The sequence below is a fragment of the Mycobacterium paraseoulense genome, assembly GCF_010731655.1.
Lineage (GTDB): Bacteria > Actinomycetota > Actinomycetes > Mycobacteriales > Mycobacteriaceae > Mycobacterium > Mycobacterium paraseoulense.
The window spans coordinates 3257045-3276174 of sequence record NZ_AP022619.1 but is presented as its reverse complement, the minus strand read 5'-3'; the positions used below and the strand labels follow the sequence as shown (position 1 = coordinate 3276174).

The following is a 19130-nucleotide window of genomic DNA, read 5'->3' as shown; positions in this document are numbered from 1 at the left end:
GCTTGCACCCATGCGAACTGCGGTGGTGCGCGTCAATGTTGACCCGGAAAGCGCGTACACGCCCGCGCAGCTACGAGGCGGCATGGCAGAGCTCCTTCGGGTTGCGCGTGAGGCGGGTGCCGACGTGGTCGCGAACGACCTTGCGGCGATGCCGGTGGGCCGCCGGGAGGTCGAAGTGCTGATCGCGGCCGAACACGGTGACGAGGCCAAGAAGGCGGCGATCGAGTTGTGCGCCAATGTGTTCGGCGGCTCCCCGGTTCCCGGTGTGGTCACCTTCATCAGCCGGGGCACCGACGCTGACGCGCACGGTGTGCTGTCCGGTTTCGGGCTCACCGGTGATATCGAGCGGACCCCGGGTGACGACGGTTTCGACATCGTGTACGTGACGCTGCGTGAGGAGGATCTGGAACGCCTCCCGGAGAGCCGAATCCACACGGCGCTGGAGGCGTCGCTGAACTGCGAGGTTCACATTCGCACGGTCTAGCACCATCACGAGCCCAGGAACTCGAGGATCGCGGGCGCGGCCTGCACCCACGTGTCGAACATGTTGAAGTGCTGCACCCGCCCGGCCGCGCGGTCCTCGGACGCACGTTCCCACGCGTCCTCCGGCCACGGCGGATCGATGAGCTTGGACCCCTTGATCAGGCAACTCACCTCGAGGGATGTTCGCTTGGGGTGATCCATGTCGTTCTCGCCGCCGCGAATGATCAACGTGGGAACCTTGATTCGGTCGAACATCTCGTCCTCGACCCCGGGAATCGTCTGCCCGGGCTTGGACACGAACGCGTTGAGCCAGCGCAGCATGACCTTGAGGAACTCGTCTTTGTCGAAGTCGAGGAACCGCTGTTTGTTGTTCGGGTTTTCCTCGATGCGATCGCGCCATTCCTGCACCTTGACCACGCCGTCCATTCCGGTGCCGCGCACCGCGAGAATGCTCGGGATGATGTAGAAGGAGCCCAGCACGAAGCTGCCGTAGATACCGCCGACGATGTTCCACACCACGAGCTTGGTGACCATCTCGGGGTAGAGCATCGTGGTCAGCATGGAATCCCTTGCGCCGCCGGACCCCCCGGCGAGGATGCAGCGCTCGAAGCCCAGCCCGGTCACCAGCTTGTGCAGCGTCTCGGCGCGCATGTGCGACTCGCTCTGCCCGTAGAACTGCACGTCGGAAGCGCCGCAGTTCGGCCGGTCCCAGAGCAACACGCGATAGCCGCCGCCCGCGAGTGCGTCGGCAAGCGGGCGCAGGCCCTCGATCTCCTTGCTAAACCGCCCACCCGGCGTCAGCGCAATGAGATCACCTGAGTCACCGAGGATTTCGTAGACGACGTTTCCCCCGTTGATCTCGATAGACGGCACGCGATTCTCCTGTGGTTAGGCCTGCACCAGAACGTCGTTGCCCACGATGCGCACCGGGTAGGTGCGGATGCTCCATTCCGGTTTGACTGCGGTCGTGCCGGTCGCGAGCTCGAAACCCCATTGGTGCCAGGGGCAATAGATGTATTCCAGGTCGCGCACCATGACCGAGTCACCCGGAGCGGTTTCGTCGACGATCGTCCGTCCCCGGGCACGTCCCGAACACAGCGGACCACCTTGGTGGGGGCAGTAATTCGCGATGGCATAGAAGCTGCCGTTGACGTTGTAGACACCGACGCCATGCCGCCCGATGGGTACCAGCTTGTGCTTGCCCGGTGGGATCTCGTCTACGGTTGCGACGACATGCTCGCGGCCCTGGGCGAGGCGGGGCCCGGGCCGTTTGGTCGCCCCTTCTTGTTCAATGGTCAAGTCAGAGCACCCGGGTCTGACCCTCGAGGACCGGAACGGTCTCGGGCAGGTGGTAAGTCGCGATGCCGTTCTTGTACATCACCGCGTCGCGGGCCGCTTTGGGGAGGTGCTTGACCAACCAGCGGGGGTCGTCGAACGTCCAGTGCGGGTAGTCCGAGGAGAAGAGCAGGATCTTCTCGCACTCCATCCATTCGAGCGCGCGGGTCAGCTCGGTCTTGTCTTCGGGGTAGTCCAGCGGCTGGGTGGTGAACTTGATGTGGTCCTTGACGTACTCGGACGGCTTGCGCTTGATGTCCACCCATGACTTGCGTGCGTCGTAGATCGCGTCCATCCGCCACATCAGGGGCAGGATCCAGGTGAACGCGTGCTCGACGAAGACGATCCGCAGGGTCGGGAAGCGGTCGAAGACGCCGTCGAAGATCAGGCTCATCACCTGGTTGGCCGCCAACAGCGAATAGGTCACCATGAAGTCGTGGTTGTAGCTGGGGAATCCCACCGGCGGAATCGGTAATTCGTCGAACTGGCTGCGCGACAGGTGGCAGCTCACGGTGATGTCGTGCTTGGTCGCCGCCGCCCAGATCGGGTCGTATTTGGGATGGCCCCACGACGGCTTGGGCTCCGCCTTGATCAGGATCTGCGCCATGTAGGGATGTCCTGCCCAGCGCTCGATTTCGCGCACGGACTCTTGCGGCTCCTCGATGGCGATGCAGATCGAACCGCGCCACCGCTCGTGCCAGTTGTGGTGGCTGTCCAGCCAGTGATTGGCCTGCCAGTCGTTCAGCGCGTACGACATCGCGTGTTGCGCTTCGGGCAGGCGGGCCGGGTAGGCGGCCGGTTCCAGGATCGCGATGTCGGAGCCCGCCTCCATGATCAGCTGGCGGAACGCCAAGTCCGGGTCGCTGCAGGGGAACTCGCCGTTGGGCGGGAACGTGTCCACGCGCATCGCGTAGGAGTGCGCGTAGTCGGGGGCGTCGTAGAAGATCAGCTCACCGACATTGCGGTTGAGGAAGTACTTGCTGCGCCACGGCTCGGGGATGTACGGAAGCAGCTCGCCGCGCTTGGGCGCCGGGTGGACATCCGAGTCGACGCACCGGACGGCTATGCGCTCGGCAGCGGGAACCCGCTCCTGCGAATGTGTCAACGTCATCTTCGAACTCCTCGGTCTTGCGTCTTACTCATACTGTGCGCCCACTCCGGCGGGCATGTCTATGCCGTAGAGCTGCGCCGCGTTGCGCCAGCACACCTTCTCGCGCTGTTCGGCGGACAGTGCGCTGGGCAGCTTCGTGGCGTCACCGAACTGCCAGTGCGGGTAGCTGGAGCCGAACATCACCATGTCTTCCTTGCCGGTGAAGCCGAACCATTCACCGGCGAACTCCACGTCGCCGGGACCGTCGAGGCTGCCCTGCACGAAATACACGTGGCCGGGGAGGTAGTCGCTGGGAATGCGCGGCGCCCAGGGCGTCTGCTCCAGGTGCGGCCGCCCGAATGTGTCCATCCGCCAGATGAACGGGGTTACGAAGTCGCCGGCGCCGTCGGCCCAGACGAACTTCAGTCCGGCGAAGCGCTCGAACACTCCCTCGGCGATCATGTTCATCAGGTGGTAGATGTAATTGAGCGCCATGAAGCTGACGTATTGCTCGTAGGTGCGGGTGTTGCCGGAAGGCGTCGGCGGAAACATGATTCCGTTGCCCACTTCGATGTGCGCGGCGACGGGAAGGCCCGCGTCGACCGCGGCCTCCCACAGCGGCCAGAACTGCGGTTTGCCGTACAGCTCGCGGGATTGCAGCGGGACGCCGATCTGGACCACCCGCGGATGCGCACGCCATTTCTCGATCTCCCGCAACGCGCCGGCGATGTCGTCGGGATTGACCCGAATGGTGCCGCGGAACCGGTCGCCGAACTCGCTGGACTCTAGCCAGTCCGACACCATCATCTCGTTGTGCGCGGCGTGCAGCGCCGTGCCCAGGTGCCGGTCCGGCATGATGCCGCGCGCCATCGGATGCAGGACCGCAATGTCGACCCCGCGCTTCGAAAACAGTTCGTTGGCAACGAATTCCGGATCGGATCCGGGGTACTGGCGGTCCGGGCCCTCGGTGCCGGGCGCGTACTCACCGCCCGGGGCGCCGTACCAGTCCATCTCGTAATCGGGGAAGCCACGACTCTTGAACGGCTCACGCAGGGTCTTGCGCAGCGCCTTGTTGGACGGGAAGAAGATGTGCACGCTCGCATCGACGAGTGGTGTGCGGGTTCCGTCAGCGTGTTCGATCACGACAGCCATCCTTCGACTCGGGCGGCCAACGCGAGCCCAGTCGGGTCATATGATAGATAATCTAACATTCTTCTCAACCGTCGATCAACGGGTTTTCGGTAAGCGTTTCGTTTAGTCATCGTCCCTGGTGGGGAGCGTTTTTCGGAAGCGGCTGCAAGTATCGTTCTTAAATCGGGATAATACCATTCTCCGACCGATGGATCAGGGCCATCCGCCGCTATGCGCCGGGAGGCGACTGGCTACGCAGGATGCGGGCCGACGGTCACGCCGGCGGCCTTCTCGAGCGGTTTGATCACCGTGGTGAAGTCGGACTCGGGGCCTTGGTCGTCCGCGGTGTTCTCCCACAACCGGCAGATCGTTGCGGCGACATCCGTGGGCACGCCGAGTGCTTGCGCTTCATCCAGATAGAGGTGCACGTCTTTGACCATCAGCCCGGTGGCGAACCCGTAATCGAATGTCCGGGGGAGGATCGCGCGGGGGAACTTGTCCCGGCTCGCGCTCGTCGCGCCCGAGCCGGCGTTGAGCACTTCGATCATCACGCCCGGGTCGAGCCCGGCCTTGACGCCCATCACCACGACCTCGGCGGTCGCGGCCAGCGCATTGGCCGCCAGGATGTTGTTGGCCAGCTTCATCGTCTGCGCCGAACCGGGTGTGGCTCCGACGTAGATGGGCCGGCCGAGCGCCTCGAGCACGGGTCTGACGGCCTCGAAACCGGCGCGCGGACCGGACACCATGATCGCGAGGGTGCCCTTCGCGGCGCCGCCGACGCCGCCGCTGACCGGGCTGTCGATCGCCGTGATGTCCCGCGCGGCGAGCCGGTCATGGATCTGATTCGCGGTGCGACTGCCGACCGTGGACAGGTCGACGTAGCGTTCGATCCGCGCGCCCTCGATCACGCCCGCCGGACCGGTCGCCACGTCGAGCGAGGCGCCCGGCGTCGGCAGGCTGGCCATCACCGTTTCGGTACGGTCGGCGACGTCCTTCGGTGAGGACGCGGGGTGGGCCCCCAAGGCGACGATGCGTTCGAGCGCGGTTTCGCGCGTGTCGAAGGCGACGACCTCATGGTTTTCCTGAATCAGCCGGCGTGCCATGGGAAAACCCATGTTCCCCAGCCCGACGAATCCGACTTGCACGACGATCCCCTAATCCCGCTCTAGTTCGGCGAACGCCTCGCGGGCGACGCGGAAGCTGTCGACCGCAGCCGGCACGCCCGCGTAAATGGCGACCTGCAGGAAGATCTCGCGAATCTCCTCGCGGGTGACGCCGTTGGTCAGCGCCGCCTTGACGTGCGTGCGCAGTTCGTTCGGCCGGTTCAGCACCGAGATCATCGCCAGGTTGAGCATGCTGCGCGTCTTTCGGGACAGCTCCTCGCGGCCCCACACCGCCCCCCAGCAGTACTCGGTGACGAGGTCCTGCAGGGGCCCGGTGAAATCGTCCGCGTCGGCCAGGGCGCGGTCGACATACTCCTCGCCCAGCACGGCGGATCGGATGTGTAGCCCCCGCTGATAGGTTTCGCGATCCAAGGCCTTCTCCTTCGTTCCGGGGCGCGGGCCCCGCGATGTCCTGAGCGCAGTCTCGCATCGCGACCGATCCGCGCGGTCTACAGTCGACACTCGATGCGGGCTCTGAAGATTTTTCCCTGGCCCATGCCGGACGCCCATCCGACTTCGCTGGCGCCGAACGGATCTGTGCCGCAACAAAATTGCTAAGGAGAAGCCATGACCGGAGCGAGCAGCGACGTGTGGGAAGTGATGTCGACCGCGCGGACGATCCGGCGCTTCACCGATCAGCCGGTCGACGACGCTACCCTGGGGCGGTGCCTGGAAGCGGCCAGGTGGGCGCCGTCCGGCGCCAACGCACAGGGCTGGCGTTTCGTCGTGCTGCGGTCGCCCGAGCAGCGCGAGGTGGTGGCCAAGGCGGCGGCCCAGGCGCTGCAGGTGATCGAACCCGTCTACGGCATGGCCCGCCCCGCCCCCGAAGACAACAGTCGCCGTGCCCGCACCTACCGCGCGACCTACGAATTGCACGACCGCGCGGGCGAGTTCACCTCCATCTTGTTCGCCCAGCAGCACTATCCGACGGCGTCCGAGCTTCTGCTCGGCGGGTCGATCTTTCCCGCCATGCAGAACTTTCTGCTGGCCGCGCGCGCCCTGGGGCTGGGGGCATGCCTGACCAGCTGGGCGTCTTACGGCGGCGAGCGGCTGCTGCGGGAGGCGATCGGCGTACCGGACGACTGGCTGATCGCCGGGCACGTCGTGGTCGGTTGGCCCAAGGGCAAGCACGGGCCACTGCGCCGACGGCCCCTCACCGACTTCGTGGCTCTCGACCGCTGGGATCAGCCCGCCGACGAGTTGGCGGCGACCGTCGAGCCGGCCCGGGGACCCGGCTTGCGCGGTTCGGTCAGGCCATAACCGCATTTCGAGATTATTACTTCCGCGCACGAGAATGGTATTCTCGCTCGCGGCGGTGATGACAGGAGGCGGCCTTCATGCTGTTGGAGTTCGATGCCGATCAGCGGCTGTGGCAGAAGACCGTTCGCGACGCCGTCGCCAAGCAGTGCCCACCCGCACTCGTGCGCAGCGTCGCCGAGGAGGGCGTCGACCCCAGCCCCTTGTGGAAGTCGTATGTGGACCAGGGCTGGACCGAGCTGAACGATCCCGCCAGCGCCGTCGAATTGGGCATCGTGCTCGAAGAATTGGGCCACGCGACCGACCCCACCCCCTTCCTGGCCACGATGAGCCAGTTCGCCCCGTTGGTGGGTGACAGGTTCGACCCGCACGAATCGGGTACCGCCGTGTACGGTGGGGTCGCGGCGCACCGGGACGCCGAGGGCTGGGTGTTGGACGGTACCGCGCGGCACGTGCTCGACGGCGACCGCGTCGATCGCCTGGCGGTGGTGACCGACGCCGGGGTGTTCGCCATCGCGTCGAACCTGGTGTCGGCGCGGCGCACCGCGGTCTTCGATCCCGTCTTGCACGTGGCCGACCTGTCGTTCTGCGAAGTCCGTGTGCCCGACAGCGCCCGGCTCACCGCCGACTCCGAGCGGGCGCACCACATGGCATTGGCGGGCATGGCGATCACCATGGTCGGGGCGTGCCAGCGCATCCTCGATCTGGCGCTCGAACACGTCCGCAACCGTCGGCAATTCGGTGTGCCGATCGGCTCGTTCCAGGCGGTCCAGCACAAGGCCGCGGACATGCACGTCGCGGTCGAACGGGCCCGGGCCCTGGCGTACTTCGCGGCGCTGACGATCGCCGCCGACGATCCCCGTCGCCGGCTCGCCGCGGCGATGGCGAAGGCTTCGGCGGGGGAGTGCCAGTCGCTGGTGTTCCGGCACGGGTTGCAGCTCCATGGCGCAATGGGATTCACGTGGGAGAACGATCTGCAGTTCGCGCTGAAGCGCGCCAAGGCCGGTGAGTTGATGCTCGGCGGCGCGGCCGAGCACCGGGCGCGCATCGCGGAGGAATACCGTGCAGCTGACTTTTGACTCCGACGTCGAGGCGTTCCGCGCGGAGTTCGCGGCCTTCCTCGACGAGAACCTGCCGCCCGCGAGCGAAACGCTCGAGCGACCTCGTTCGGTATCCCACATGCCGCAATGGGCGCGCGACTGGCAACGGCTGCTGTTCGACAACGGCTGGCTGCTGCCGAGCCAGCCACCGGAATTCGGCGGCCGCAACGCGACGGTCATTCAGCAGTTCGTCTATCTGGAGGAACTCAGCCGCCGCCGGATCTACCACAGCTTCAACCCGCAGGGCGTGAACATCGTTGCGGCGTCGCTGTTGTCGTTCGGCAGCGAGGAACAGAAGCGGCGGTGGGCGGTCCCGATCCTGCGGGCCGAGATCACCGCATCGCTGGGAATGAGTGAGCCCAGCGCGGGTTCCGACCTGGCGTCGTTGCGCACCCGCGCCGCGCTCGGCGGGGATCACTTCGTGGTCAACGGGCAGAAGGTGTGGACGTCGGGCGCCCACGACGCCGACGTCTTGCTGACATTTGTGCGCACCAATCCGGATGCGCCCAAGCACAAGGGAATCAGCGTGCTGATCATCCCGACCGATACCCCGGGGGTCGTGCGCCGGCCGTTTCCGTCGATCTGCGGCGCCGACGACCTGGATTTCAACGAGGTGTTCTTCACCGACGCCCGGGTACCGGCGGAGAATCTGGTCGGCGAGCTCGACCAGGGATGGCGGGTCGCCAACGGGTCGCTGGGGCACGAACGCACGATGATGTGGCTGGGCTTCGCCGATCGACTCGACAACATGATCGACGACTTCCATCCCGGCACCGAGGTCGAGCGCGACCAGTACGCGACCACCATCATGGACAAGCAGGCGCTGCGCCTGCTGGGCTCGGTGGCCTTGGCCCGCGCGGCGCGCGGCGAAGACGACGTGGCGGCGATCTCGGTGCTCAAACTGCTCGGATCCGAGGCCGAACTGCGTGCGATGGAGCTCGCGCTGACGTCGGCGGGAGCCGACGGGCTCGTCCACCCGGGCCTGACCGGCCCCTATGCGCACATGAACCTCGACCACTATTTCGCGAGTTGGTTCGAGCGCTATGCGCGCAGCTTTTCGGGGACGATCGCGGGGGGCACCTCCGAGATCCAGCGCAACATCATCGCCCAACGGGTGCTCGGCTTGCCGCGGGGTTAGCTCCCGTGTCGAGTGTGCGCCCGGCGTCACGCCCGCCGGGCGAACCGAGCCGCTAGACCGGATCGAACTTGGTGATCAGCCAAGCGCCGTTGACGCGGGCCAAGCTCACCAGCACGCTGCTGGAAGCCATCGCGGGCTCGGGGTTGTCCTTGCTGGTGGTGCTCTGGTCCACCAACACCAGCACGACGGCCGAATTCGGATGCAGTTCCGAAACCGCTGCCCCCAACACCCGAGCGCTGGTCTTCAGCGACTTCTGTTTGGCGGCCGGAGCGACGATCTGCTCGGTGAACTGGTTGTAGTACGACAGGAAATCCCCCGACAGGTGCGACTTTGCGGCTGCGAAATCTTTGTCGAGCGAATCCGGCGAGTAGGACAGCAACGCGACGGTTCCGTCGGATGCCGCGGTGATGACCGCGTTGGCGACGCCGGCGTCGGTTTGCTTGTCCGGCCGGTATTGCGTGAAGTACAGCCACGTCGCCGCGCCACCGGAGATCAGCAGGAGCAAAATCAGGACGACGGGAACGACTTTCACCTTGCGCCGCGCGCGAACCGGGCGGCGCCCAGTGCGTTCGGTCTGCTCGGGAGAGTCGTCGGCGACGTCGATTCCGCCGTCGTCCTCGCTCATGGAACGAACTCCAGTTTGGACATCTTGTATTGCCCGCCGTCGTCTGTGACGGTCACCTTCAGCCGCCAATTGCGCGGTTCGTCTTTGGCGCCCGCGGCGTTGCTGATCCGTGATGACGCCGCGACGAGTACCAACGCGGAATTCCCGTCGATGGATTGGACGGCCGCCGCGTTCACGGTGCCCTGAGTGACCACTTTGGACTGCTCGACAACGGTTGTGAAATCTTTTGCGCGCTGCTGGAAGTCGTCCCTGAACTGGCCGGTCGAGCTGTCGATCACCCTTTGGACGTCCTCCTTGGCCCGGTTGAAGTCCATCGAAAACATGTTGACGACACCCTGTCTGGCACCCGCGACGAAGTTCGCGGTGCGCTGGTTGCGGTCGGTGGTTTCGTGGCGTTCCCAGATCATGTATCCGCTGGCCGCGACGAAGGCACAGATGAGGATGATGGCGGCCGCTTTCCACGTCACGGACAACGATGGCAACCGCAGGCGTCGCCGGGAGCGGGCCGACGTGGATTCCGGCTCTGCGTTTTCGGTGGATTCGTCGGAGGCTTCTTCCTCGGCCTCCGCTTCCTCGTCGGTTGCTTCGACGGTGTCGGCGACGTCGTCCTTGGTTTCAGCTTCGGCGGTGTCGGTCGCATCCCCGTCGGCATCCGGGGCCGCCTCGGCGGTCTTTGCCTCGGTCTCTTTCTCCGCCTGGGCCTGCGCTTCACGCCGGAGCCGGGCGGCGCGGGCGCGGGCGCGCGCCGCGGCCGCCAGTGCTTCGGCCTCGGCCGCTTCCGCCTCGGCCTCTTCGAGCAACGCCTGCACGTCGGCTTTGGAGGTGGCCGAATCTTGCGGTTCCTTCGCCTCAGCCATCGCGCTTACTGCCCGTCACTTTCATGGTCGACTGACTCCGGTCGCGGCTACCATCGCACGAGCGAGAACGGATAACTGGCAGTGCCCCCCGGTCCGCCACCGCAACCCGTGTCGAACGTCGAGTCCACCTGACCCGCCAGCGTCACCGCATCCCACGAGTAAACGTCATGCGAGGGAAAGAACTGGACCACGCAGCGCACACCGTCGGGCACGTCAACGGCCATGACGTAGCGGCCGTTGGTCAGGTGAGCGTCCGCCTTCCAGGGCGCCGCTTGCCCGTTGGGTTGCGCAATCGCTTGGACGGTCAGGCATTCCGGTCCCCGATCGTATCTGCACGGCCGAATCGCCCAAATCCAGCTGTGGCCCGGGTCCCGGTTGGTGTCTACCCGGTAGTTGCCGACCTGGATGTCGGCATGGGCGGTCGGCGTGACGGTCAGCGCGGCCGTGGCAAGCGCAAGGCCTACTGCGAAAGTCTTCACCGTTGCGTCTCCCGTCTCTGCGCGCGCGCCTGGCCTGAATATAGAGCGCGTCCGCGCTGAACAGGCATACTCGGAAAAATTGGCGCAGTCAACGACAGCCCTCCTCGCAGGTGGCGACGCCGGATGTCAGTCGATGACGGCGGCTTCCTTGCGTTCGGTGATCGGCCTGGCGAGTTCCTGCTCGTCAACGATGCGCTGCAGCTTGTCCAGCGTCTCGTCCAGGCCGGCCCCGATCCTGCGGCCGGGGGTGAAGGTGGCGGGCAGCTTGCGCATGCCCTGGATGACGCCGATGGTCTCGTAGTGGATGGTGCCCTCGGGGTCGCACTGATAGTCCGGCATCCGGTCGAGCACCGCGGTGAGCATGGACTTGAACACGGTGCGGGCCACGTTCGACCCGGCGCACCGGTGCACGCCAAGCCCGAAGCTGAAGTGCCGGTTGCCTTTACGATCGAGGACGATGTCGTCAGGGTCGTGGAACACCGCGGGGTCACGGTTGGCCATCGCCCACGAGATCCACAGCCGCTCGCCCTCTTTGAACCGCGTGCCGTCGAGCTCGACGTCGTCGGAGAACGTCCGACCGTCGCCGGGCGCCGGTGTGAAGTAGCGCAAGAACTCCTCGGTCGCGGGGTCGAGCAGCGTTTTGCGTTCCCCGCTGAGCAGTTCCCGTTGTTCGGGATGCTCCGAGAGCCACTCCAACGAATGGGCGGTCAGGGCGGTCGTGGTGTCGAACCCGCCGCCGATCACCAGGCCGAGGTTGCCCAGGATTTCCAAGTCCGGGGCCGGCTCCCCGTCGATGCGCATCTGCAGCAGGGCATTCACGATTCCCGGCCGCGGACTCTCGCGGATCTCGAGCATGTTGTTCACCATGTCGAGGCCCATCTGCTTGTGCATTTCGGTGACGCGCTCGATGTCGGGAGAGTGTTCGGGCGTGTACACCGCGGCATGGACCGGTTCGCTGTACATGTTCCACTTCTTCAGCGGGATGCCCATCATCGCCAAAGTCAGCACGGCCGGAACGATGTTGGCCAAGTCGTCGACGAAGTCGATGCTGCCCCCCTCGATCTTTTCGTCGAGGCAGGCGCGCGTCACGTCGTCGATGAACGGCTCCCAGCGCTTGACCGCGGCCGGCGACAGGTAAGGGTTGAGCACCGTGCGGTAGATGCGGTGCTCGGGGTCATCCATCTCCAGGATGCCGCCGCGCACCGCGCTGACACGGCTGGCGGTTGGGATCGAAATGCCTTTGTAGCCACGGCGTTCGCCGTGGATGTCGTGGTCGTTGGACACGGCGGGGCAGCGGGCCAGCTCGAAGACCTCGTGGCTGCCGGCCGCCACCCAGTGGCCGCCATAGGTGTCACTCCACGCCATCGGGCACTTGGTGTGCATCTCCTTGGTGATCGCCGTGAACTGCGACCGGTACTCCGCGGAATGCCGATCGAAGTGGTACTGATTCTTTTTGCGGTCGCTGTCGCTGACGACGTCGTCGACACTCAAAGCTCTGTCTCCCTAGGTATTTCGTCGGTCAACCCGGGCACGATTCAGGCGTCTTCGGTGATGATGATGGCCTGCTCCGGGCAGGATTGGGCGGCTTCACGAACCTTGTCCTGCCGATCGGCGGGCACCACTTCGTCGACTGCGGACGAACTTCCGTCAATGTCGCTGAGCTCAAACGACTCCGGTGCGATCATCGCGCACAGGGTATGGCCCTGGCAGCGCTCTGGATCAACCCAGACCTTCACGGTGTCTCCTTGCGTGGTTCGTTGCGGGCTAGAGTCGGGCCGCTTCTCAGTTCTGGTAGTCGTACCACTTCAGATAGCCGCCGGCATCGACGCGCAGCTGCATGCCGGTGACGTACCTGGCCTCGTCGGAGGCCAGCCAGAGCACGGCGTTGCTGATGTCTTCCGGTTCGACATAGGGAATCCTCATCGCCTGTTGCACGCCGAAGACGGGCTCGGCATCCGCCCGGGTCGGGTGTTCGAGGTCCGGCCGGAACGAGCGGTACATCGGCTCGCTCTGCAGCATCGGGGTGTTCGTGTTCGTGGGGTGCACGACGTTGGCGCGAATTCCCAACGGCGCCAGCTCGGTTGCCAGGTCGTGCACGTAGTGGGCGATCGCGCGCTTGGAGTGCACGTAGGCCATGCCGCCCGGATCATTACCCGGGACGTCCTTCTTGCCGGTATCCATCAGCGCCGCCGTGGATCCGGTGGCGATGATCGAGGCGCCGGTCCGCAGGTGCGGCAACGCGACCTGGATGGCGTTGATGGTGCCGATCAGGTTGGTGTTGATGACGTCGCACCATGCCTGCAGCGGCGGCTCGCCCTTCATGCCGGCGACCCCGGCCTGCGCGACCACGATGTCGAGGCCGTCGAACTCGGCGAGCCCCGTCTCGAGCGCGTCGCGCAGTTGGGCGGCGTCGCGCACGTCGGCGCGGGCGGCCACGACGGCCTGGCCGGTCTTCTCGACGAGCCGTGCGGTCTCGTCGAGATCCTCCGGCGCGGCCATCGAATAGCCGATGGTGTCGATGTCGCAGCACAGGTCGACGGCGATGATGTCGGCGCCTTCCTCGGCCAGTCGCACCGCGTGGCTGCGGCCCTGGCCGCGCGCCGCGCCGGTCACGAAGGCGACCTTGCCCCGCACGCGCCCGTGTGCGCCGTCTCCCACCGCTTCTCCTTCCAATTGACCGCCGAAGACCGCCGAGGGTCGCGACGTCTCAGGTGTTGCGACCGCCGTTGACACCCAATATCTGACCGGTGATGTAGCCGGCCTCTTCGGACACCAGGAAGGCGCATGCCGCCGCGATGTCTTCCGGCTTACCCATCCGGCGCACCGGGGTCCGCGCGATGGTCTCGTCGATGTCGCCCAGGAAGCCGTTCTTCTCCGCGGCGCGCAACATGGGGGTGTCGATGAAGCCCGGCGGGACGGCGTTGACCGTGATGCCGGCGGGACCGTACTCGAGTGCCAGCGATTTGGTGAGCCCGTTGACCGCGGACTTGGCCGCCACGTAGTGGCTCATATAGGGCGCCCCGGAATGCGTGCTCGACGAAGAGATGTTGACGATCCGTCCCCACTTCGCCTCGATCATGTCGGGCAACGCCGCCTGGATGGTGTGGAAGACCCCGTTGAGGTTGACGTCGATCACCCGCTGCCAGTCCTCGAACGTGATGTTGTTGAAGCGCTTGAAGCGGTCGAGGCCCGCCGCATTGACGAGGACCGTGACGGGCCCGAGCTGGGCGCGGATGGCCGCGAAGGCGGCATCCACCTGCGGCCGATCGGTGACGTCGGCGGTGAAGGAGTTGTCGTCGTCCGACGGCCGGAGGTCGATCGTGGCGACGTCGAGACCGTCCGCGCGCAGCCGTTGTGCGACGGCAAGACCGATGCCGGATCCGCCACCGGTGACCACCGCAGTCTTCACTTTCAGGCCCCTACTCAACGGGTGACCGTCTCAGTCACAAAGAATAGCGCTTACAATTATGAGAACCTTACTCTCACGCCGAAGCGGGTCGCAACATGCGGTGGAAACCCTGTTCGGCCTGCGTCAAACTATTCACCGCGGCGGCTCGCCGGCGTTTGCGTCGCTGGTCAGCGGCCCGCCCTCATTCCTGAGAGTTTCTTGAATTATCGAGACTCGAATGTAAGATTCGCCGGGGAAGAGAATGAAATTATCGTGACCGTCACCACATTAGGGGGTACGGAATGCCTGCCCAGGACACGGCAGAGCCCGCCACTGCGACCGCAGTGACCATCGCGGATGCCGCGCCTGAGTCACACGTCGACCGCCGACTGCTGATCGGTGGTCGGCTGGTCACCACCGACAAGACTTTCCCCTCGATCAATCCCGCCAGCGGCGCGGTCATCGGACATGCCCCGGATGCCGGTGTCGGGGAGGCCGAAGCGGCGATCGCGGCGGCCCGCGACGCGTTCGACACCACCGACTGGCCGACCGACGTCGGGTTGCGCATCCGCTGTCTCGACCAACTGCATCGGGCGCTGGTCGACCACGCCGACGAATTGCGCGAGCTGACCATCGCCGAAGTCGGCGCCACGCGCGCGCTCACCCAGGGCGCTCAGCTCGACGAGCCGATCGGCATCGTGCGCTTCTACGCGGACCTGCTTGGCAGCTACCAGTTCTCCGAGGACCTCGGTGAGAAGGAATCGCGGGGCATGCTCCATCACCGCTGGGTGGAAAAGGAGGCGGCCGGGGTGGTCGCCGCGATCATCGCCTACAACTACCCGAACCAGCTGGCGTTGGCGAAGCTGGCCCCCGCGCTGGCCGCGGGGTGCACCGTGGTCCTCAAGGGCGCGCCGGACACGCCGTTGGTCACACTGGCGCTCGGTGAGCTGATCGCCAATCACACCGACATCCCCGACGGCGTGGTCAACGTGCTCAGCTCCTCGGGACCCGAGGCGGGCGAGGCGCTGACCACCAGTCCCGACGTCGACGTCGTCACCTTCACCGGATCAACGGCCGTCGGGCGCAAGATCATGGCCGCCGCGAGCGGAACGGTCAAGCGCGTGTTCCTGGAACTCGGTGGCAAGTCGGCGGCCATCGTGCTCGACGACGCCGACTTCGCCGGCGCGGCGACGTTCGCGGCGTTCAGCATGGTGACCCACGCGGGGCAGGGATGCGCCTTGACGTCGCGGCTGCTGGTGCCGAGGTCGCACCACGACGAGATCGTCGAGCTGATCGCGCAGAACTTCGCCCGCGTCCGCCACGGCGACCCGGCGGATCCGAAAACCTATATGGGCCCGCTGATCAACGAGCGCCAGCGGGACAAGGTCGACGGCATGGTCCAGCGGGCCGTCGCCGCGGGCGCGACCCTGGTCACCGGTGGCAAGCGGCTGGACCCGGGCTCCTTCTATGCGCCGACGTTGCTCACCAACGTGGATCCCGACAGCGAAATCGCGCAGGAGGAGATCTTCGGGCCGGTGTTGGTGGTGATCGCGTTCGACGATGACGACGACGCGGTGCGCATCGCCAACAACTCGATCTACGGACTCGCGGGTGCCGTCTTCAGCCGTGACCAGGACCGGGCGCTCGCGGTGGCGCGCCGGATCCGGGCCGGCTCCTTCTCGATCAACGGCGGCAACTACTTCGGTGCGGACAGCCCGTTCGGGGGCTTCAAGCAGTCGGGGGTGGGCCGCGAGATGGGTGTGGCGGGGCTGGAGGAGTTCCTGGAGCGCAAGACGTTCGCCGTGCCGGCGCCGGGAGCCCCGGCGTGAGTCCGCTGGAGGGTATCCGCGTCCTGGAAGTCGCCATGTACGGGTTCGTGCCGTCGGCGGGTGCCGTGCTCACCGAGTGGGGCGCCGACGTCGTCAAGGTCGAACACGCGGTGACCGGGGACCCCCAGCGCGGTCTCCGGCAGACCGGCATGCTGCGGGTCGAGGGCGACCCCAACCCCAACATCGAACACGCGAACCGCGGCAAGCGCAGCATCGGCCTGGACATGTCGGTGCCCGAGGGCAGGGAAGTGCTCTACGAGCTGGCCCGCCGTTCGGATGTGTTCCTCACCAGCTTCCTGCCGGACGCGCGCCGCAAGTTCGGGATCGACGTCGACGACATCCGGGCGGTGAACCCGAACATCGTCTACGCGCGCGGAAGCGCGCTCGGTCCGCGCGGCGAGGAGGCCACCAAGGGCGGCTACGACATGACCGCGTTCTGGTGCCGCGCCGGAACCGCCGCGACCATCACGCCGGCGGGGATGCCGGGGATGATCGCGCCGCCCGGACCCGCCTACGGCGACACCATCTCCGGCACGAACCTTGCGGGCGGCATCGCGGCGGCCCTGCTGAAACGGGAGCGCACCGGCGAACCGTCCGTCGTCGACGTGTCGCTGCTGGGCAGCGGGCTGTGGTCGATGGGGCACACGGTCGCGCTCACCAAGCATCTGGGCCAACGGATGGAGGCGCCGCCACCGGGGGTGCACGGCGCCCCGAATAACCCGTTGGTGGGCCTGTACACGACGTCCGACGGACGCTACATCTCCTTCGTGATGATGCAGCCCACCAAGTTCTGGGCCGACGTGTGCCGGCACGTCGAGCTGCCGGAGCTGGCGGACGACCCCCGCTTTGAAACGGTGGAGAAGATCGCCGCCAACACGGCGGAGGCGGTGGAGATGCTGACCAAGGCCATCGCGACCCGCACGCTGGCCGAGTGGAGCGAACGCTTCGCCACGCTGGCCGGCCCCTGGGCGCCCGTCCAGGACACCCTGCAGGCCGCCGACGACGCGCAGGTTCGGGCGAACGAATACCTGGTGCGCGCCGGCGAGCTGGACCTGGTCGCCAACCCGGTCCAGTTCGACGTCGCGGCGCCGCAAACGGGGCCGGCGCCCGGATTCGCCGAACAGACGGACGAGATCCTGCTGGAACTCGGACTCGACTGGGACCGCATCATCGAGCTCAAGACGGCCGGCGCCGTCACCTAGGACCGGAGGTCTCGTCGATGTTCGAGCCGACCGTTGCGGCTGTGGCGACACACTCGCCCCGGCTAAGCGGAGTGCTGATTGCTTGTCGGATAACGGTTATGCGTTTTCCATTCCGTCCGGACTCGGCATGAGTCATAATCGCCGGACGCTTCAAGACATGGGGCCCCACGTGTTGGAGCGTCAACTCACGCGACAGAACGGAGGGCCTGGCGTGAGGATGGACAGCGCTGTCATGCCCGAGGCGGATACCGGATTCCGGTCGCCCACAGGGCGTTTCGTCGTCGTCAGCGCGCCGTCGTGGCCGTCGATTCAGCCGAATCTACAGCAGTCAGTACGCGAGAACAAGACTGTCGGTCTCGTAACTCAGGAAAGGGTTTGAGCCCGATGGCAATTAGCAACGACCGCTGGTCACCCGGATTGCCCTCGCTGAGACTCAAGAATCTGTCCGGATCCATGCAGGCCGTGGGGGCCCTCTTCGCCATGTCGGCCGATGCGGTCAAGTTCCTGTTCCGCCGGCCGTTCCAGTGGCGGGAGTTCCTGGAGCAGTCCTGGTTTGTCGCGCGGGTGGCGCTGGCCCCCACTTTGTTGGTGGCCATCCCATTCACTGTCCTCGTCAGCTTCACCCTCAACATCCTGTTGCGCGAACTGGGCGCGGCGGATCTGTCCGGCGCGGGAGCCGCGTTCGGTGCGGTCACCCAACTCGGTCCGCTGGTCACGGTTTTGATCGTGGCGGGCGCTGGTGCTACGGCCATGTGTGCGGACCTGGGAGCCCGAACCATTCGCGAAGAAATCGACGCGATGGAGGTGCTGGGCATCAACCCGGTGCAACGGTTGGTCACACCCCGCATGCTGGCTTCGGGGTTGGTCGCCTTCTTGCTCAACAGCCTCGTCGTCATCATCGGCATCCTTGGCGGCTACGTCTTTTCGGTGTTCGTGCAGGACGTCAACCCCGGCGCGTTCGCCGCGGGTATCACCCTGCTCACCGGCGTGCCCGAGGTGATCATTTCGTGCGTCAAGGCGGCGCTTTTCGGTCTCATCGCCGGCTTGGTCGCCTGCTATCGGGGCCTGTCGATCACCGGCGGGGGCGCCAAGGCCGTCGGTAACGCGGTGAACGAGACCGTGGTTTATGCCTTCATGTCCCTGTTCGTCGTCAATGTCGTCGTCACCGCGATCGGCATCAAGATGACGGCGAAATAGGGGCTGCCAATGGCGCTGAGGGCCACATATCCGCGATTGTTCCGCCAGTTCGAGAGGCCGGTCGCCTCGCTGGGTCGGATCGGCGACCACACCCTGTTTTACGGTAAAGCGCTCGCCGGAATACCGTTCGCAGCCACCCGTTACACGCGCGAAGTCATTCGACTGATCGCCGAGATCAGCATGGGTGCGGGCACTTTGGCGATGATCGGCGGAACCGTTGTGATCGTCGGCTTCCTGACGCTGGCGGCGGGCGGCGTACTGGCGATTCAGGGATACACCTCGCTGGGCAACATCGGCATCGAGGCGCTGACGGGCTTTTTGGCCGCGTTCATCAATGTGCGTATCGCGGCACCGGTGGTCGCCGGGATCGGTCTGGCGGCGACCTTCGGCGCCGGGGTCACCGCTCAGCTGGGTGCCATGCGGATCAACGAAGAAGTCGATGCGTTGGAAGCCATGGCCATTCGGCCGGTTGCCTACTTGGTGAGCACCAGAATCCTGGCGGGAATGTTGGCCATCACGCCGCTGTACGCCATCGCCGTCATCCTGTCGTTCCTGGCCAGTCAGTTCACCACGACGTTCTTGCTCGGGCAGTCGCAGGGCTTGTACCAGCACTACTTCGACACGTTCCTGAACCCCATCGACTTGTTGTGGTCGTTCCTGCAGGCGATTTTGATGGCGCTCACCATCTTGCTGATCCACACGTACTACGGCTATTTCGCTTCGGGGGGTCCGGCCGGTGTCGGCAACGCGACCGGCAACGCGGTGCGCACCTCGCTCATCGTCGTGGTGTCGGTAACGCTGTTGGTCTCGCTGTCTATCTACGGTACGAACGGCAACTTCAACCTGTCCGGTTAGC

Annotated in this window: 21 protein-coding genes; 8 read left to right on the top strand and 13 right to left on the bottom strand. The window is 65.9% G+C overall.

Annotated features, from left to right (window positions below):
- The first annotated feature begins 10 nt into the window (after positions 1 to 10).
- Complete coding sequence (locus G6N51_RS15105) at positions 11 to 484, top strand: hypothetical protein (protein ID WP_083168510.1); 474 nt, start codon at positions 11 to 13, stop codon at positions 482 to 484.
- A gap of 5 nt (positions 485 to 489) precedes the next feature.
- Here the strand turns inward: G6N51_RS15105 and G6N51_RS15100 are convergent, their stop codons facing one another.
- The 6 genes from G6N51_RS15100 to G6N51_RS15075 all read right to left on the bottom strand — a co-directional run bounded on the left by G6N51_RS15100 (position 490) and on the right by G6N51_RS15075 (position 5574).
- Positions 490 to 1356, bottom strand: coding sequence for an alpha/beta fold hydrolase (locus tag G6N51_RS15100; protein ID WP_083168513.1), 867 nt, complete (start codon positions 1354 to 1356; stop codon positions 490 to 492).
- A gap of 15 nt (positions 1357 to 1371) precedes the next feature.
- A complete protein-coding gene (locus G6N51_RS15095; RefSeq protein ID WP_142274826.1) occupies positions 1372 to 1782 on the bottom strand; it encodes a Rieske (2Fe-2S) protein in 411 nt (136 codons plus the stop codon).
- A 1-nt stretch (position 1783) separates the two neighbouring features.
- On the bottom strand, positions 1784 to 2929 hold the full coding sequence (locus G6N51_RS15090; RefSeq protein ID WP_083168516.1) for an amidohydrolase family protein: 1146 nt from the start codon (positions 2927 to 2929) through the stop codon (positions 1784 to 1786).
- Positions 2930 to 2953: 24 nt separating this feature from the next.
- The gene (locus tag G6N51_RS15085) at positions 2954 to 4051 is read right to left on the bottom strand and encodes an amidohydrolase family protein (RefSeq protein ID WP_083168698.1); all 1098 of its coding nucleotides are present in this window, start codon (positions 4049 to 4051) and stop codon (positions 2954 to 2956) included.
- 239 nt (positions 4052 to 4290) lie between these two features.
- Complete coding sequence (locus tag G6N51_RS15080) at positions 4291 to 5184, bottom strand: NAD(P)-dependent oxidoreductase (RefSeq protein WP_083168519.1); 894 nt, start codon at positions 5182 to 5184, stop codon at positions 4291 to 4293.
- Positions 5185 to 5193: 9 nt separating this feature from the next.
- Positions 5194 to 5574, bottom strand: a complete 381-nt coding sequence (locus G6N51_RS15075) for a carboxymuconolactone decarboxylase family protein (RefSeq protein ID WP_083168522.1) — start codon at positions 5572 to 5574, stop codon at positions 5194 to 5196.
- A gap of 195 nt (positions 5575 to 5769) precedes the next feature.
- On the opposite strand from G6N51_RS15075, the gene G6N51_RS15070 reads away from it, so the two are divergent.
- The 3 genes from G6N51_RS15070 to G6N51_RS15060 all read left to right on the top strand — a co-directional run bounded on the left by G6N51_RS15070 (position 5770) and on the right by G6N51_RS15060 (position 8697).
- The gene (locus tag G6N51_RS15070; protein ID WP_083168525.1) at positions 5770 to 6462 is read left to right on the top strand and encodes a nitroreductase family protein; all 693 of its coding nucleotides are present in this window, start codon (positions 5770 to 5772) and stop codon (positions 6460 to 6462) included.
- 77 nt (positions 6463 to 6539) lie between these two features.
- Positions 6540 to 7538, top strand: coding sequence for an acyl-CoA dehydrogenase family protein (locus tag G6N51_RS15065; protein WP_083168528.1), 999 nt, complete (start codon positions 6540 to 6542; stop codon positions 7536 to 7538).
- Positions 7522 to 8697 (top strand): acyl-CoA dehydrogenase family protein, encoded by a 1176-nt coding sequence (locus G6N51_RS15060; protein WP_083168531.1) that lies wholly within the window; start codon positions 7522 to 7524, stop codon positions 8695 to 8697. Before G6N51_RS15065 ends, G6N51_RS15060 begins: the two co-directional genes overlap by 17 nt.
- A gap of 52 nt (positions 8698 to 8749) precedes the next feature.
- On the opposite strand, the gene G6N51_RS15055 is transcribed toward G6N51_RS15060, so the two are convergent.
- From G6N51_RS15055 to G6N51_RS15025, 7 genes are all read right to left on the bottom strand, one after another.
- Positions 8750 to 9322, bottom strand: a complete 573-nt coding sequence (locus tag G6N51_RS15055; protein WP_083168534.1) for a hypothetical protein — start codon at positions 9320 to 9322, stop codon at positions 8750 to 8752.
- A complete protein-coding gene (locus G6N51_RS15050; RefSeq protein ID WP_083168537.1) occupies positions 9319 to 10179 on the bottom strand; it encodes a hypothetical protein in 861 nt (286 codons plus the stop codon). Before G6N51_RS15050 ends, G6N51_RS15055 begins: the two co-directional genes overlap by 4 nt.
- A gap of 47 nt (positions 10180 to 10226) precedes the next feature.
- Entirely contained in the window at positions 10227 to 10658 is a 432-nt protein-coding gene (locus G6N51_RS15045) for a hypothetical protein (protein WP_083168540.1), read from the bottom strand.
- Positions 10659 to 10784: 126 nt separating this feature from the next.
- Entirely contained in the window at positions 10785 to 12149 is a 1365-nt protein-coding gene (locus G6N51_RS15040) for a cytochrome P450 (RefSeq protein WP_083168543.1), read from the bottom strand.
- 44 nt (positions 12150 to 12193) lie between these two features.
- A complete protein-coding gene (locus G6N51_RS15035; protein ID WP_083168558.1) occupies positions 12194 to 12394 on the bottom strand; it encodes a ferredoxin in 201 nt (66 codons plus the stop codon).
- A 46-nt stretch (positions 12395 to 12440) separates the two neighbouring features.
- Positions 12441 to 13316: a mycofactocin-coupled SDR family oxidoreductase gene (locus G6N51_RS15030; protein ID WP_083168561.1), complete on the bottom strand. Its 876-nt coding sequence runs from the start codon at positions 13314 to 13316 to the stop codon at positions 12441 to 12443.
- 49 nt (positions 13317 to 13365) lie between these two features.
- On the bottom strand, positions 13366 to 14067 hold the full coding sequence (locus tag G6N51_RS15025) for an SDR family NAD(P)-dependent oxidoreductase (RefSeq protein ID WP_083168565.1): 702 nt from the start codon (positions 14065 to 14067) through the stop codon (positions 13366 to 13368).
- Positions 14068 to 14348: 281 nt separating this feature from the next.
- Here G6N51_RS15025 and G6N51_RS15020 point away from each other — a divergent pair, with 281 nt between their 5' ends.
- From G6N51_RS15020 to G6N51_RS15005, 4 genes are all read left to right on the top strand, one after another.
- The gene (locus G6N51_RS15020; RefSeq protein WP_083168568.1) at positions 14349 to 15875 is read left to right on the top strand and encodes an aldehyde dehydrogenase family protein; all 1527 of its coding nucleotides are present in this window, start codon (positions 14349 to 14351) and stop codon (positions 15873 to 15875) included.
- On the top strand, positions 15872 to 17077 hold the full coding sequence (locus tag G6N51_RS15015; protein WP_083168571.1) for a CaiB/BaiF CoA transferase family protein: 1206 nt from the start codon (positions 15872 to 15874) through the stop codon (positions 17075 to 17077). Before G6N51_RS15020 ends, G6N51_RS15015 begins: the two co-directional genes overlap by 4 nt.
- A 384-nt stretch (positions 17078 to 17461) precedes the next feature.
- Positions 17462 to 18274, top strand: coding sequence for an MlaE family ABC transporter permease (locus G6N51_RS15010; RefSeq protein WP_083168577.1), 813 nt, complete (start codon positions 17462 to 17464; stop codon positions 18272 to 18274).
- Between the two features lie 9 nt (positions 18275 to 18283).
- A complete protein-coding gene (locus G6N51_RS15005; protein WP_083168579.1) occupies positions 18284 to 19129 on the top strand; it encodes an MlaE family ABC transporter permease in 846 nt (281 codons plus the stop codon).
- Position 19130 lies beyond the last annotated feature (1 nt).